The 13340-nt window shown below is 55.3% G+C and carries 9 protein-coding genes and 2 pseudogenes; 9 read left to right on the top strand and 2 right to left on the bottom strand.

All coding sequences use genetic code 11. The features are described from left to right. Window positions 1-267: 267 nt before the first annotated feature. From IVA95_RS04970 to IVA95_RS04945, 6 genes and pseudogenes are all read left to right on the top strand, one after another. On the top strand, window positions 268-1527 hold the full coding sequence (locus tag IVA95_RS04970; protein WP_247509488.1) for a nucleotide sugar dehydrogenase: 1260 nt from the start codon (window positions 268-270) through the stop codon (window positions 1525-1527). Then, window positions 1508-2896: a glycosyltransferase family 4 protein gene (locus tag IVA95_RS04965; protein WP_247509487.1), complete on the top strand. Its 1389-nt coding sequence runs from the start codon at window positions 1508-1510 to the stop codon at window positions 2894-2896. Before IVA95_RS04970 ends, IVA95_RS04965 begins: the two co-directional genes overlap by 20 nt. Window positions 2897-3077: 181 nt before the next feature. Continuing rightward, window positions 3078-4955: an asparagine synthase (glutamine-hydrolyzing) gene (gene asnB / locus IVA95_RS04960; RefSeq protein WP_247509486.1), complete on the top strand. Its 1878-nt coding sequence runs from the start codon at window positions 3078-3080 to the stop codon at window positions 4953-4955. Between the two features lie 770 nt (window positions 4956-5725). Further along, window positions 5726-5917 carry a hypothetical protein gene (locus tag IVA95_RS04955; protein ID WP_247509485.1) on the top strand — a complete coding sequence of 64 codons (192 nt, stop codon included), beginning with the start codon at window positions 5726-5728 and terminating at the stop codon, window positions 5915-5917. A 139-nt stretch (window positions 5918-6056) separates the two neighbouring features. Next, window positions 6057-6704, top strand: a pseudogene (locus IVA95_RS04950) (transposase); the annotation flags it as partial. Between the two features lie 14 nt (window positions 6705-6718). Next, window positions 6719-7074: pseudogene (locus IVA95_RS04945) on the top strand (IS5/IS1182 family transposase); the annotation flags it as partial. 98 nt (window positions 7075-7172) lie between these two features. Here IVA95_RS04945 and IVA95_RS04940 read toward each other — a convergent pair. Both IVA95_RS04940 and IVA95_RS04935 read right to left on the bottom strand, forming a co-directional pair. Further along, window positions 7173-8471: an O-antigen ligase family protein gene (locus tag IVA95_RS04940; RefSeq protein WP_247509484.1), complete on the bottom strand. Its 1299-nt coding sequence runs from the start codon at window positions 8469-8471 to the stop codon at window positions 7173-7175. After that, on the bottom strand, window positions 8468-9025 hold the full coding sequence (locus IVA95_RS04935) for a glycosyltransferase (protein WP_247509483.1): 558 nt from the start codon (window positions 9023-9025) through the stop codon (window positions 8468-8470). The genes IVA95_RS04940 and IVA95_RS04935 overlap by 4 nt, the downstream gene beginning before the upstream one ends. A gap of 344 nt (window positions 9026-9369) precedes the next feature. Between IVA95_RS04935 and IVA95_RS04930 the strand changes: the two genes are divergently transcribed. From IVA95_RS04930 to IVA95_RS04920, 3 genes are all read left to right on the top strand, one after another. Further along, window positions 9370-10380 (top strand): polysaccharide deacetylase family protein, encoded by a 1011-nt coding sequence (locus tag IVA95_RS04930; protein ID WP_247509482.1) that lies wholly within the window; start codon window positions 9370-9372, stop codon window positions 10378-10380. A 225-nt stretch (window positions 10381-10605) separates the two neighbouring features. Next, window positions 10606-11676 (top strand): hypothetical protein, encoded by a 1071-nt coding sequence (locus IVA95_RS04925; RefSeq protein WP_247509481.1) that lies wholly within the window; start codon window positions 10606-10608, stop codon window positions 11674-11676. Window positions 11677-11853: 177 nt separating this feature from the next. Beyond that, window positions 11854-13296, top strand: a complete 1443-nt coding sequence (locus IVA95_RS04920; protein WP_256470153.1) for an MOP flippase family protein — start codon at window positions 11854-11856, stop codon at window positions 13294-13296. Window positions 13297-13340 lie beyond the last annotated feature (44 nt).

The raw sequence follows: 13340 nt of genomic DNA, 5'->3' as shown, positions 1-13340 counted from the left end.
CAGTGTTGCTGACCGCGGCCGAGTAACAGTACGCATCCGGCAAATGGCCCCTGGTTGGATCGCCTTAGCGCCCTCGTCAGGGGCTGCTGTCACGCGATGCGCGCTCAAGTTCGTGGTCGGGCTCGTTCGAGCTGCCGGCCTACGAGGTCATTACCGGAGTACTTACGATTGGGTAGCCACTCAGCCCCGCCAGCAACCCTTTTGCTCCCACTTGCCCGGCATGCCCCAAGGCTATCGTGCGCCGGGAGCGAAGATGATGGAATTGCCATGAAAATTGCGGTGTTTGGACTGGGTTACGTCGGCATGACTGCCGCCGCCTGCCTCTCCAGGGATGGCCACGAAGTCATTGGCGTTGACGTCAGCGACGAAAAAGTGGCGATCGTCAATGCCGGTAAGTCGCCGATCACGGAGCCCGGCCTCGATGAGCTCGTGGCCCGTGCGGTTAGGAAGGGTCTACTGAGCGCAACGAAGGATGTGAGCCAGCATCTCGACAGTTGCGTCATGGCCATAGTCTGTGTGGGAACGCCCAGTGCGCCGGACGGATCTCACAATATGAGCTTTATCGTGGAGGTTTCCCATCAGATCGCGGAGTTGGGGCTCGCTCGAGCGACGCCGTTGACCATCGTATTTCGCTCCACGATGCGGCCCGGTACGATCGAGGAACTGGTGCTCCCGATTTTCGAGGATGCATTGAAAGGCAGGATGGATCTAATCGAGCTTGTCTATAACCCAGAATTCTTGCGTGAATCTGTCGCAATCGAAGACTTCTTCCATCCACCGAAGATCGTGGTTGGGACGAAGAACGGAGAACGGTGCGCGGCTCTTGACGAGTTGAATGCCAGGATCGAGGCGCCGGTCTTCTATACGACTTATCGTGCGGCAGAGATGACAAAATTCGTCGACAACGCGTTTCACGCAATAAAGATTGCGTTTGCAAACGAGGTTGGTCGCGTTTGCGATAAGCTCAATATCAGCGCAATCACAGTTCACGAGATCTTCATCTCTGACACGAAGCTCAACATCTCGCCCAACTATTTGAGGCCTGGTGGCGCATTCGGCGGCTCATGCCTGCCGAAAGACGTTCGCGCGCTCCAATACATCGCAAGCGACGTCGGGGCACATACCCATCTGGTGGATTCGGTTCTGAGGTCGAATGACGCGCATAAGAATTTTCTTTTTGAGAATTGCGTGAAGGCAGTTCGGGCTGGCGGCCAGGTGCTTATGCTGGGGCTTTCTTTCAAAGAGGACAGCGATGATCTTCGCGAGAGTCCCAATATCGACCTGGCTCGCAAATTCCTTCAGTCGCATATCGGCTTGTCGATCTACGATCCTCACGTCGAACCGTCAAAATTGTTAGGCCAGAATCTCGGCTATGCGTTCTCCAATTTGCCTGCACTCCGCAAGCTACTAGTCTCCAAATCGGTCGCCGAGTCGGAGCTGTTCGACCTTGTCATCGATACCAGAGGATGGGCGAGGCAAATGGCGTTACGCACCAGGCGGGTTATCGATGTCAACACTCTTTCGTGACGATCGTGTTGCGAGCCAACCTGATCAAGCCGGGGTAGCGAAACCACCCGGGGCGACCGGCGCTACGAGCGAGCAGTACGAATTGGCTCGTTCCGACGTCGTTACTTCTGCGGGACTCGTTGACGCCGCGCCGGCTGTCCAATCCGCGATGAATGGCTCAGCGCGCCGCCGCGTGCTTATCATCGTCGAGAATCTTCCAGTACCGTTCGATCGCCGAGTGTGGTCGGAAGCCAGCACATTGGCGCAGCACGGTTATGAAGTGTCGATAATTTGTTCCAAGGGACCGCAGGCAACGGCCTCGTTTGAACTGATCGAGGGGATTGCCGTCTATCGCCACTGGCTGCCGAAAGAAGGACGTGGGGTGCTAGGCTATCTTGCCGAGTACAGCGCGGCACTATTTTGGGAGTTTGCGCTGAGTTTGAAGATACTCGCAACGCGCGGCTTTGACGTAATCCACGCTTGCAACCCACCGGATCTCATTTTCGTAGTTGGTGCGTTTCACAAGTTTCTATTCGGAAAGTCGTTTATCTTCGATCAGCACGATATCAACCCGGAGCTTTACGAAGCAAAATTTGGACGTCGTGGCCTTCTCTGGCGGGCCATGGTCGTGCTTGAGCGTGTTACATTCGCACTAGCTGACGTATCGATAGCAACAAACCAGTCATATCGTAGCATTGCCCTTGAACGAGGGCGAATGAATCCGGATCGTGTGTTCGTTGTGCGTTCCGGTCCAAATCTTGCGCGCGTTCGATCACTTCCAGCAAACCCGGTCTGGAAGAAGGGACGGAAATTCCTAGTCGCGTATCTGGGGGTTATTGGAAAGCAGGAGGGGCTTGATCTGTTATTGCAGTCAATCAACCACATCCGCGGGGAGAGAAATCGAAATGATGTCCAATTCGTCATTGTCGGGAATGGGCCGGAATTGGACGAGGTCAAGAAACTTGCCGCGGCCCTTGAGTTGAATGAATTGGTCACATTCACCGGCCGTGTTGATGACGCCACGCTGTTCACAATAATCTCGACCGCAGACGTCTGCGTAAATCCGGACCGCCCTAACACGATGAACGACAAATCAACGATGAACAAGGTCATGGAGTACATGGCCTTGGGTAAGCCTATCGTCCAATTTGACCTCACCGAAGGGCGCGTTTCGGCTGGAGAGGCATCTCTGTATGTACAGAATACGAATACCGCGGAGTTCGGCGACAAGATACTGGAACTTCTAGATGATCCAGCGCGGCGTGATCGTATGGGCGCATTCGGCCAGAAAAGAGTCTATGGCGAGCTCGCTTGGGACCACGAGGCGCCAAAGCTTCTAAGTGCTTATGAAAAGGTATTCAATCTAAGACACTCACCAAGCCCCAAGTGAGGCGCTGTCGTACTTGAATTGAGGCGACGCGATGGCCCGCGCTGATGCCCGCGATCTCACCACGGGCAACCAATTTTTCGGACTTCTGGCCTTGATCGTTTGATTGATAGCGTAAGGGTAGCGATTCCACGACGAGCATATGTAGGCAAACATCGGATTGTCACCCAGACAAGGCATCGCAATGTGTGGGATATTTGGATGGGTCCTTGAGGCCGCGAAGCATCAGGATCGCAAGACTCTTATCAGCCTTACCGATTTGATGAGTCATCGGGGGCCGGACGGATCGGGCTACCGGCTTCACGCGACGTCTAATGAGCGATTTCAGATCGGCTTCGGTCATCGACGGCTTTCGATCATTGACATCGCTGGCGGTGCGCAACCAATGTCGAGTGAGGATGGTCGTTTCACCGCAATCTTTAACGGCGAAATCTATAATTACCTCGAGCTGCGACAAGAACTCGTTGCGCTTGGCCATTGTTTTCGCACGAACTCGGACACCGAGGTGCTTATCGAAGCATGTCGCGCTTGGCAACTCGACGCAGTACGTAGATTTCGCGGCATGTTCGGCTTTGCGCTGTGGGATGAAGCCGAGCAGCGGCTAATACTTGCCCGCGATGCCTTCGGCAAGAAACCACTTTTTCTTGCCGAGTTGCAGGGTGGCCTTCTCTTCGGCTCCGAGATTGAGCCGCTCGTTCAATTTCCGGGCGTTAACCGAGCGTTCGATTCCGAAGCACTCGGCCACTATCTTCTTAATCGCTATGTTCCGGGGCCTTCCACGTTTTTCCGTAGGGTGAAGAAGCTGCAGCCTGGTCACTATGCTGTGTGGCAGAGCGGAACGCTGGAAACGACACGCTATTTTACGCCTCCGTTTGCGACGACAGTGCCAGATATCAAGTCATTCGCTGATGCAGTTCGTTTGTTCGAAGAGACATTCGATGAGGCCGTTCGAATTCGCATGCGTAGTGACGCGCCTTTTGGCGCTTATCTTTCGGGTGGCATTGACTCGTCGTCGGTCGTGGCAACCATGGTTAGGCATAGCACGGAACCTGTGCGAACGTTCTCAGTAGGTTTTCGGGAAGCGGAATATTCGGAGCTCGACCATGCGCGTGTCATCGCAGGTCAATTCGGTACAATTCACAGCGAACTATTCGTCGAACCCGACTCCTTCATGAAACATTGGTCAACCGCCGTCTTGCGCCGTGGTGCTCCAGTCAGCGAGGCATCTGACGTCCCAATTTTTATGCTTTCGGAAATGGCCTCTCGTAAAGTGAAGATGGTACTCACGGGAGAAGGCGCCGATGAGTTGATGGGTGGATATCCGAAGCATCGAGTTGAGCGGTGGATCGGTCTGTACCAGTGGCTGATGCCACAGCTATTGCACGAGCGGCTGATCTATCCGCTGGCGCGTTCATTGCCCTATAGAATGCGGCGTGTGAAGATCCTTGCATTGGCCGCGGGCGAACGCGACCTTGTAAATCGCATGCGAGTATGGTTCGGCGGCCTTTCGGTTGGCGAAAGCGAAGCAATGCTAGGTCGGCTCTTATCGGCAACGCCGCCCGACGTATTCCCATATTCGTCGCAGATGGAATCTAGTCTGCGGCGTACGTTATTCTTCGATCAGACATCCTGGCTTCCGGATAACCTGTTGGAACGAGGCGATCGAATGATGATGGCGGGATCGATCGAGGGCCGGATGCCATTTATGGATACAGTGCTGGCCAGCGTCGTGGCACGATTCCCGGACGAATTTCTGACTGGAGGCAAGGGCGGCAAGACGGTGCTGCGTGCAGCGATGGACAAGATCCTGCCACCGGAAATCGTGCGGCGGAAAAAGGTCGGATTCCGTGTGCCGGTCGGAGAATGGTTCAAAGGCCCTTACCGGGATTTTTTGCAGGACCTGCTGATGAGCGAAACCTCCAGCGTAGCGCAAATGCTAAGCGGCCCTAAGCTTCGTAGGCTTGCAACAGAACACCTTAGCGGTCGACAGAACCACGAAAGGATTCTTTGGTCATTGATAAATCTCGAAATCTTCTTGCGTACCTTCAGGATTGCAACATGAAGATTGGGCGGCTCTTGCTCTTTGAACGAATATTCGACGCCTGGGCACGCCGACGGCTAAAGAGCTGGCATTGTGTTGGACCAAACAGACATGGGAAAGTAAGACGATTGGCGGTTCGTTCGGCCAGGGCCAGCATAAATCGATCGTCGGTGGCTGCGGCTCCGTTGTCAGAGCAACGCCCTTTTGCAGCCGAACGCATCCACGCTTTTCACACCGATGTCTGTCCTGGCCAAGCGTAAGATCCGGGGGGCCGGTCTAACCCGCCGCGCGCGACGCTTCCGTGTGGGAAAAGTCTACCCGGAAACGGTAGCTCGAAAGAGCAGGCGCTGAGGCGAGACCGCATCTGATAGCTTATGAGCCACGCTCGCACGTCCGCGCGAGACGCGGCGAGTAGCTGTCGCCAAGGCCCCACATCGTGGCGGAGCCTGACTTTCTTGCCACGCTGCGTCGCGACCGCATCGACGCGGATCTTCGGACACACTGCGCTCTTTTCGACTGACCTCGCCCACGGAGTTAATCCAGTTTGAAGTTTGCTCTACGGCGGCGTAAAAGTCCAACGGACGGCGCGGTCACCGGCGCGCGTGAGAGTGATTGGTTCTGCATTGCCTGGGCGGCGTCGGCCGAAGCTGGCGAGCTTGCGATGCGCCTGATCGAGCCGCTTCTGGCCACGCTCTTCGAGCGGAGCATGGCTTGTCGCCTCAGCAGGTGTTTGGCTGGCGCCGTCAACTGAGAGAAGCTGCAGCTGGGGATGGAGCCGCGGGATGCGGTTTGTGCCGGCGGTGGTCGAAGCGGAAGCGCCGGGATCGGCTGTTAGCCCGGAACGCAAGGCACCGCGATGCAAGCCCGAAACGAATGCCGGGATCATCGAAATCGAGGTTGATGGCGTCACGATCCGGGCCGGCCGGGGCGCGGACGCGAGGATGTTTGCGGAGATCATTAAGGCGCTGAAGGCCAGCTTGTGATCGGCCCAGGCGGAACAGTCCGTGTGATGGTGGCGACCAAGCTGGTCGACGTCCGCAAGGGAATGGAAAGGCTTGCGATCGGGGGCATAGATGTAGACGACGCCCCGGCGGATCGGCGCCGCCCCAAGGCCGGTCGTCGGCTCAGCGGCCGCTCGTGCATTTCGAGGGCTTCAAGGGGATCCTGCAGGTCGACGGCTATGCCGGCTACCCTAAGCTTGCCGCGTCCGGCGACATTGAGCTTGCCTTCTGCTGGGTCCATATGCGGCGTTACTCCTATGAGCTGGCTATTCCTGGCCCCGCGCCCATTGCGAGCGAGGCGCTCTAGCACATCGCCCAGTTCCATGCCATCGAGAAAGACATCTGTGGCCGCAGCGCCGAGGAGCGACGTCTCGCCGATACATTCCAGAAATGGCTAAGCACAAAACTCGGCCTGATCAGCTAAAAGGGCAAGCTTCCCGATGCCATCCGCTATGCGCTGTCGCGTTGGGAGGGCCTGACACGCTTGATCGATGACGGCCGCATTGAGCTCGACAACAACACTGTCGAGCGCTCCATCCGTCCCATCACCCTCAACCGGAAGAATGCCCTTTTTGCCGGCTCCGATGGCGGCGCCGAGCACTGGGCCATCATCGCGTCCTTGATCCGGGACCTGTAAGCTGAACGACATCGCCCGCTCGCTTACCTGACCGACGTCCTAACCAGGATCGTCAACGGTCATCCGAACAGCGAGATCGATCAGCTGCTGCCCTGGGCTTATCGACGTCAAGACCTCAAAGCCGCGGCCTGAGCACAGCGCTTACCATGGAAGCGCTCGTCGGCAACACCCTCGCGCGCATCCTCGCCGACAAAGGCTATCGCGGCCACAATGCGCCGCCCGATTACAGGTTCAGGGTGTTCACCTCAGGTCAGAAGCGGCGGGTGACGCCACAGATCAAGCGCGAGCTGCGCCGGCGCTCGGCCGTCGAACCGGTGATCGGCCATCTCAGTCCGAACACCGAATGGGCCGCAATTATCTCTGGCATCGTCAGGGCGATGCCATCAATGCCGTTCTTGCTGCCGCTGGCTACAACTTCCGACGTCTCATCCGGTGGCTGCAGCTCTTGTTCTGCCAAATCCTCGTCCAGCTCATCCGCCGACCTCAGCTCGTCTCGAGCTGAAATCACGGTTCTTCACGGACGACTCATTCGTGAAGTTGTCTGCGCGCTTCCGAACGCTTCATGGTCCTTGTCTTGGGCCAGAACCAACTCAAACTGGACTAAGCCGGGGCGGGGCAAGGCCTCATCGAGACGTGCGAGTAAAGCGATCCGAGGCCACGTTCGGTGACTGCTTTAGGTTGACACAGCACCACAAAAACACTGACGATTAAGTGTGAAAACGCCACCGTTTCCTTGTTGAAGCTTTGATCGAACAATGCAACCAGCGTCACGCCGCCAAACATAGCCATCCAGAAGTGGAGAGTTCCAATTTCTGCTGACTTTTTTCCATATGAGATGACAAGCCGCTGCCGGTCCGACATTGCGACCAGCGGAATACTGAACCAAAACATTGCGAAAGAAATCAGGCCGACCATGCCCGTGTCGAAGAATATCTCCACGAACTGGCTATGCGCCAGCAGGGAAAACGGGCTGTATAAAATCTCTTGACCAGGACCATATCCAATCCATGGTCGTTCCAGTCCAAGTGTAGAAAGGTAGTACCAGTGATGAATGCGCCAATGGAACGAGGTCACCCCGGTGCGCCAATCCCACACCACATAATCGCCTCTCAAAATATATTCTGGGACTGAGCTCAGCTCCGAAAACAATTCTCCAAATGGAGATAACCATAGGACGCCGGCGAATGCTGCAGCGAACCCTGGTAGCAGAAAAGGTCTCTGAATAAGAAGGAACATGCCGATCGTCACCCCCAGCAGCACTGCTCCGGTTCTTGAAGCAGAAAGGACCAGGGCGACGAGAAACACCATGTACACCACAATGTGGACGTGCCTAATGGGATGGCGCATTTTTCGGCGCGATAGTTCGCAAACGCAAAAGGTCAACACTAATTCCAGGCTGAAGGATACGGGGTGCGAAGAGAGGCTCACTACCCGTTTAAACTTGTCGTATGGTGTGACGAGCTCCGCATGACCCGTTAGGTATTGACCTAGTCCAACCGCTGCCATCAGAAACAACAGCAGTACATAAACACGATGGACGTTCAGACAAAAAGCTGGATGTCGATAAACAGCAGAAAGCAATATCACAAACATAATCAGATACACGTACCTCAAGATCTCGTACCAGGCAGCGTATTGGTCGATAATGTTCCTGGCTGCAAAGGCATTGACGACAAACGACAGTCCGCAGGTGACAACAAAGAACGAAGAGCATTTCAACACTGTGAAAATTCTCTTGTGTATTCTTACATGTCGCATGTGCCAGGCGGCTACAAGACCAATCACGATAGCGGAGATAGAAAGAGCCAGTGAAAAAGGCGTCCCGTACAGACGATCGGCGCCATTAGAAACTGATCTTAGAAAGATATAGGCAAGAAAATATAATAGGAGTGCATTCATCTTGAGCGGCGCTTGAGTTCGATCAGGGGCAGAATACGGCCCAATTGATGGAACGGCATGGCGCCTGGTGCGCGTGACCCCAGAGCGGTACGGGCGTGACGGCCTTTGCCGCCACGCCGCGTGAGCAACCCGCTAGGCAGCACGGGGCGGTACCGTACCGGACACATCGGCTTCATATCGTGCAACGTCACTGCAACCGGAGTGCCTCGCGACTTGGCCACGCCGACGATCGATGGAGTCAGCTGATGATAGATATTGTGGCAATGTATCAGGTCTGGCCGTGTTTCCTCGATTAGGGATGCGAATTTGCTCACGGCCTCGCGCGAATGGATCAACGAGAGCGCGCTCCTTATCTTGGTGAAGTAGCCACCGCTCCGATAATCCTGGCGAGACACAAAATGTGCCGTGTACGGCGATTGGATATTCCGCTCGTGCTGCATCGCGAAGTCGATAACGTCTGTCCCGATGTTGGTCAGGAACGATCTTTGCTGAAGCAACAGGGTCTCCGCGCCACCGTTCTTGAAAAGATACTTATTGGCGATCAGTACTTTCATCAAGACGTGGCCATTTCATCGACACTCACGCCACACAATCCGACGCAACTCGCGGCTGATACACTTGTGTCGAACAGGTTATCTGAAGGCTGTCCGGCGGAGGTGACGAATTCTGAGGTACCTACAAATGAGTAGCCGCCACGCCGTTGCGTCAGCGAGGCAATTCGTTGATAAATAGAACGGTTTCTCTTCGTTTCTGCCATCGCATTGCAAAGGCGTTCATTGCGCTCACGACGGGCACTTTGAAGATGAGCATAGGCACTGGGCCGCGTGTGGAAAATTCGGCACCTCAGGGTTATGCGATCAATTCTTGGACGAAGCCGTGTTTCTTACGGGGGGCTCGAATGAAGCGGCTTCTCAAGGCTGGCATCTTCGAGGCAGCTCGTTGGTCTGGATTGACGCCAGCTCTCCGCAGGATTTTTGCTGGTCGGGCGGCTATCCTGATGTTTCATGAGATTCAGCAGGATTGTCGTTCCGAGTTGATGGCCGGAACGTCAGTAGATGTCTTTGAACATGCGCTGCGGTGGCTACGCCAGGAAGGCTGGGAGATTGTCAGTCTCGAAGCATGCATCGAGCGATTGGCCATGGATCCTGAACCGCGCCGCTATGCGGTGCTTACCTTTGACGACGGCTACCGAGACAACGTTTCGACTGCGCTTCCAATCCTTGAGCGAAACAATGCGCCGTTCACGATGTATGTTCCGACCGGTGCCTTGACGCGAACGCTGCAATCGTGGTGGCTAGGCTTGCGTGAACTATTTCGCTCGAAAGACAAGGTTGCGATCGACGCAATGGGCGTCCGGTTCTGCTGTCCCGATCTTGACAGCAAGGCGTCAGCCTTGAGCAAGGTGAGCGAGTGGATTCACGAAGATTACCACCGAGTAGCAATGCTCGCCCCGACGTTCAGAAAAGCAGGGCTGTCGCTATCGGCTTTGAACGAATCCTACTTCCTGGATGAGCGTGCGCTTCAAGACCTGGCGCGGCATCCTCTCGCTTCAATTGGCGGGCACACGGGTTCGCACTCGGCACTGGCTTGCCTGGATGTCCTTTCGGCGCGAGCCGAAATGGCGGATAACCGCACCTATCTTGAGGATTTGCTTCAGCGCCCCGTTCGGCACATTGCTTATCCTTATGGTAACTCCAGAGCATGTGGCCCTCGGGAAGAGCGACTCGCGGAGGAAGTAGGCTTTCTGACCGCAGTGACGGCGCGACACGGGCAGGTAGTTGATTGCAAGCCAAACCATTTTGCACTTCCCCGCATCGGCGTGGGGGGGCAATTCGATTCGAGAGCCGCCTTCGAGGGTCGGATGAACGGCATCCAGTCGGCGGTCCATATGCTGCTGGGTCGTGCCTAGCAGCGGTTGTGTCGTGATGCAGAATGGCCTGTCTAAAGAAAAGAGAGTGTCAGAATGACAGTTCGAGATCTTGTACGATCCGCCAAGCTCCGGCTAATCACCAGATTTCCGCCTGCATCAGCGAAGGAATTGTTGCTAAGGGATCAACAGATAGGATCCCGTTTGGATTGCGGTCCAGATCGAGCTGTCGAACTGACCCTGAATTGGTTGTGCCGAGCTCAGGACATGAGCCCGGGCCGTGACGGAGGCGTTTCAGGTTTCTACAAGCTTGGATCGGGATGGTCCGCATCATATCCAGAGACCACGGGATACATTATCTGCAGTTTCATTGATCAAGGGCTCAAGCGCGGTGACGAGAATCTTCTCGATCGCGCCCGTCGGATGCTTGATTGGCTTGTGGAGATACAGTTTCCGGAAGGGGGGTTTCAAAGTGGCCTGATCGATGCCGCACGCCCGGTGCCGGTGACTTTCAACACAGGGCAGATACTTCTGGGGTTGGCGCGGGGAGCTGAGGTTTTTGGTAATCGCTATCACGATGCCATGGGTCGGGCAGCAAATTGGCTGGTCGAAACACAGGATGCGGACGGCTGTTGGCGAAGCGCTCCGACACCATTGGCCGCTCCTGGCGACAAAGCTTATGAAACTCATGTATCGTGGGGGCTTTTTGAAGCCGCCCGGGTTGCCGGCAGGCAGTCTTGGGGGGCAGCAGGATTGCGGCAAGTTCGCTGGGCGGTGAGCAAACTGCAGCCCAACGGGTGGATGGCCGACTGCTGCCTGTCAGACTCTCAGGTCCCGCTGACCCATACGCTGGGCTATGCCCTTAAGGGGATCGTAGAGGCGTATCGCTTCTCAAACGACCGCTTCTTTCTTGATGCAGCTGTTCGGTTTGCGGACGGCTTGGCCGGTTGCATCGGGCAGGACGGTTATCTGGCCGGGCGTTTGCGGCGTGATTGGTCCCCGGCTGTAAACTGGGCGTGCGTCACGGGCTCATCTCAGATCGCCTGGTCACTCATGTTTCTTGGCCAAAATGCCGAGCGTGCCCGGTACCAGGCGCTTGCACGCAAGCTGAACCAATTTGTCCGCGGAACGATGCTTGCGGCAGGTGATGCCGACGTGGTTGGAGGCGTAAGAGGATCGTTTCCTCTCAACGGTGAGTATTTTCCTTTTGCATTTCCAAATTGGGCGGCCAAGTTCACGCTCGACGCCAATCAGTTCGAGCTCGAAACCGAACTCGCAAATAACCTGTCTAAAGAGAGCAATCCGGCGCCTTTGCGACGGAAATCCGTCGATCGCTGAAACCTGGATTGAAGAGGATTTCAACGCAAGAAGACGTGATAATCGTCGTCGTGTCGTAGCTCCTTTGCGGCGTCACGCCTAAGGGCGCAGAGTGATATCATCTAGCTCAGCTCTAATCGAGGCCGTCCTGTTGAGTAGCAGTCCCAAAGATAGGGCGAAGAGGAATTCGAGGTCTTTTTGATATCTGCAGTTTCCCCGATACGATGGACGTTCCTTTCGGCAATCATATCCGCATCGGCGATGGCCGTGCAGCTCGTCGTCGTTAGTCGTTTCTTGTCAGCATCTCAGTTGGGGATCGCTGCGATTGCAATGATGATCTTGGGATTTGCAAGCGTCATCGCCGACTTCGGAGTAAACAAGGTTCTGATCAAGGAGCAAGATGATCTCGCCCCCGGATTCAGGACCTTGCTTTACTCGATCGAACTGGGTCTGGGTTTCATTGTCTGGATTCTCGTTTGGATGAGTTCGCCTGCGTTGGCCCACTATTACGCGGCGCCGGAACTTGCATCTCTTCTCCGGCACGGGTCCATCGCCTTATTGATTACCCCCATCGGGCACCAATTCTACTTCCTTATCTCGAGAGACCTCCTCTTTAGGAAGTTGGCTATCATTGAAATTGTCAGCTCAATTGCTGGGCTGGCGATAGCGATTTTCGCTGCCATCCTAAACGAAGGTGCCTACGCGATCGTGTGGGGCTGGGCCGGCAATATCTTAGTACGATATTTACTGATCGCATTTGTCGGATGGCGACAATATCCACTTGCGCGAAGGTGGAAAGTCCAAGGTTCCTTGCCGCACTTGAAATTTGGCTTCTACGCGACAGTAGAAAATATAATCAGCTATGTCTCAACCAATATCGATTATCTGATTGTTGGATATTTTTTAGGCCCCGAACAGCTCGGCTATTACGCCCTAGCCTATCAGGTTGCGACCTTTGCACCTCAGAAGATTGCTCCAATTCTGACGCGAGTCGCATTTCCGATGTTCGCAAAACAGCAGGCTGATGCCTCGGTGCTGCGGGCCGGCTATCTGAATTTTTCGCAGCTCGCAATTGTCTTGACTTTGCCGCTCCTTGCCGGGCTCTTGATAACTGCATCTCTGCTTGTGCAAGTCGTGTTCGGGACTGCGTGGGATCAGTCCATTCCACTAATTCAGCTGTTGACGATTGTTGGCATCGGAAAGATGGTGATCATCCCAGTGGTCCCGCTTCTCCTGGCGAAAGGGCGCGCTGATTTGGCCTTCGCGTCAGGCTTGCTATTTACTCTCGTAACTTTCATTGTCTTCTTGTTCGTCGTTGGAACGGGACTTAAGGCCGTTGCCGGATCTTTTGCGGTCATCTCATGCTGCTATGCGGTGTACATGCTTGCTCTGGTACGATGGCTTATCAAGCTTGACTTGCCGAGCTATTTTTTGTCGATCAAGGCGCCTTTTGTCGCGACGTTTTGGATGAGTATTGCAGCCTATCTCATGGTAGCGCAGACCATGATTTCAATCGCATCTGCAGGCCGTCTGTTAGCGGCAGTTCTAATCGGCGGGATTGCGTATGCGGTATATATTGTGATCGCGGATCGACGCATAGCCTTGAACATCCAAAACCTGCTCAGAGGCCGTTCCGATTGAGTTGACTTTGCCGCTGAGTGCTATCCTGAGCTTGCCCTTGGCGG

Origin of the sequence: Bradyrhizobium sp. 157, assembly GCF_023073815.1 — a bacterium.
Classification (GTDB): domain Bacteria; phylum Pseudomonadota; class Alphaproteobacteria; order Rhizobiales; family Xanthobacteraceae; genus Bradyrhizobium.
This window is presented reverse-complemented; position numbering and strand designations above follow the sequence as displayed.

Bases quoted from the DNA above. Each gene is read 5' to 3' on its own strand.
- IVA95_RS04925 (WP_247509481.1), top strand. From the start codon at position 10,606: ATGAGCCCGGGCCGTGACGGAGGCGTTTCAGGTTTCTACAAGCTTGGA.
- asnB (WP_247509486.1), top strand. From the start codon at position 3,078: ATGTGTGGGATATTTGGATGGGTCCTTGAGGCCGCGAAGCATCAGGAT.
- IVA95_RS04965 (WP_247509487.1), top strand. From the start codon at position 1,508: ATGTCAACACTCTTTCGTGACGATCGTGTTGCGAGCCAACCTGATCAA.
- IVA95_RS04970 (WP_247509488.1), top strand. From the start codon at position 268: ATGAAAATTGCGGTGTTTGGACTGGGTTACGTCGGCATGACTGCCGCC.
- IVA95_RS04930 (WP_247509482.1), top strand. From the start codon at position 9,370: ATGAAGCGGCTTCTCAAGGCTGGCATCTTCGAGGCAGCTCGTTGGTCT.
- IVA95_RS04935 (WP_247509483.1), bottom strand. From the start codon at position 9,025: ATGAAAGTACTGATCGCCAATAAGTATCTTTTCAAGAACGGTGGCGCG.
- IVA95_RS04940 (WP_247509484.1), bottom strand. From the start codon at position 8,471: ATGAATGCACTCCTATTATATTTTCTTGCCTATATCTTTCTAAGATCA.